Genomic DNA, 2,021 nt, shown 5'->3' with positions numbered 1-2,021 from the left:
CGTAACGCCCGAGGCGAGCGCGGCCAGCAGCGGGCGCGCGGATTGCGTATCGGTCAGCCCCAGCTCGTCACGCAGATGCGCCTCGAGCGGGTCGAGCGCGGTCAGTTCTTGCGCCACACGGCAGGCGGTCTCGTGGCTGAGGCCGCGCTCCTCGTAGATGCCGACCAGTTCTTCGAATTCGGCGCGCGGCGTTTCCCTGAGCGCCCGCGCCTCTCGCGCCGCGTCGGCCTTTTCGAGATCGGCCTGCGAGGAGACGGAGATGTATTCGCCCGCCGCCATCGACATGGCGCCAGCGATCAGGCCGGCGACGCCTGCGATCAGCACCGCCTCGCGCGCAGGGCTTGCCGCCGCGACTCCGACAATCAGAGAGGCGACCGAAACGATGCCGTCGTTGCCGCCCAGCACGGCGGCGCGCAGCCAGCCGGAGCGGTGGACGAAATGCGGGTCGTCGGGATGGGAGGTGGGGTCGGCCATGATCGGGTCGGGCGCGGTCTCCCGGCTGGCCCCTTATTCCCCGGCCAGCCGCTGGCGGCGCTTGGCGCGGAAATAGGTGTAGGGAAAGGCGAATTGCTCGAGGATCGAGAGGCGGCGGCGATCGTCCTGCCCGACCACTTCGGATTCGCCTTCCCTGAATGTGCCGAACAGCCGGTCCCACAGGATCACCGAATTGCCGTAATTGCAGCGCGTGTCCTCATAGCTGAGCGCGGTGTGGTGCAGGCTGTGATGGCGGATCGTGGTGAAAAAGAAGGCGTACCATGCCGGCGGGTCCGAGCGGATATTGGCATGGGCATATTGCGCGATCGCACCGAGCGAAAGGAACGCGGCGAGCAGCGCGTTGAGGTCGAAATCGAACAGCGCGATGACGCCGAGGCTGATCAGGAACAGCTCGATCGGGTTGCCGACGAAACCCTTGAGCGCGTTGAGCTGGGTGACGTGGTGGTGTGGCGCATGGGTCGACCACAGCAGCTCGTTGTTATGCATGAAACGGTGCATCCAGTACTGGCCGAACTCGAAGATCAGCATCACCATGAAGACCTGGACGAGGAAGGGCAGCTGCGTGATCCACGGCGTCGCGATGCCCAGCGCCTCCTTCGCCTTGAGCAGCGTGCCATCGACATAGGTTTCGGTCACGAGGCCGATGAAGAAGATCACCAGCACCATGTAGAACATGTCGGTGGCGAATTCCCTGCCGGTGATGCGCCAGCCCTCGTGCCGCTCGTGCACCAGTTCCATCGCCTGGATGAAGAACATCGACCCGAAGGCGACCAGCGCGAACAGCCAGCCATCCTCGATCCAGGCGGCGGGCGCGAAGCCGAAGATCGCCCAGATCGCGAACAGCGTCGCAGGTGGCAGATGGTCGAAGATCGCTTGCTTCATGGTCATGTCCCCCAAAGACACCTGACGCGATTAGACCATGAACGGCCTAACGCGGCAATTGTGTTACGCCCATCAGCGCCTCGTCGACGCTGCGCGCGCATTGCCGCCCCTCGCGGATCGCCCAGACGACGAGGCTCTGCCCGCGCCGCATGTCGCCGCAAGCGAACACGCCGTCCTCGCTGGTGGCATAGCCAAGCGTGTCCGCCTCGACATTGCCGCGCGGATCGAGCGCGACGCCTGCCTGTTCGAGCAGGCCCTTCTTGCGCGGCCCGGTAAAGCCCATGGCGAGCAGGATCAGGTCGGCCTTGAGCGTGAACTCGCTGCCGACGATCTCGCGCATCTGGCGGTTGCCGCTTTCATCCGCGACCCATTCGACCCGCGCACATTCGAGCCCGGTGACCCGCTCGCCATCGCCGACGACGCGCTTGGTCAGCACCGCCCAGTCGCGCTCCACGCCTTCCTGGTGGCTCGAAGAGGTGCGCAGCTTCAGCGGCCAGTCGGGCCAGGTCAGTGCCTTGTCTTCCTTTTCGGGCGGGCGCGGCATGATCTCGAGCTGGGTGACGCTCGCCGCGCCCTGCCGGTTGGAGGTGCCGACACAGTCAGAGCCGGTATCGCCGCCGCCGATCACGACGACATGCTTGCCG

The 2,021-nt window shown here is 65.8% G+C and carries 3 protein-coding genes; all 3 read right to left on the bottom strand.

Annotated elements, in window-relative coordinates:
• Nucleotides 1–474: VIT1/CCC1 transporter family protein (locus V2I30_RS11820; protein WP_330662376.1), on the bottom strand; the 474-nt coding region annotated here is incomplete at its 3' end.
• Nucleotides 475–507: 33 nt separating this feature from the next.
• The gene (locus tag V2I30_RS11815) at nucleotides 508–1,383 is read right to left on the bottom strand and encodes a sterol desaturase family protein (protein ID WP_330662375.1); all 876 of its coding nucleotides are present in this window, start codon (nucleotides 1,381–1,383) and stop codon (nucleotides 508–510) included.
• 40 nt (nucleotides 1,384–1,423) lie between these two features.
• A partial coding sequence (locus V2I30_RS11810; RefSeq protein WP_330662374.1) for an FAD-dependent oxidoreductase occupies nucleotides 1,424–2,021 on the bottom strand: 598 nt, incomplete at its 5' end.

It is taken from the genome of Erythrobacter sp. (genome assembly GCF_036351135.1).
Taxonomy (GTDB): domain Bacteria; phylum Pseudomonadota; class Alphaproteobacteria; order Sphingomonadales; family Sphingomonadaceae; genus Erythrobacter.
Note: the sequence above shows the minus strand (reverse complement) of the source record. Positions and strands in the feature narration are given on the sequence as shown.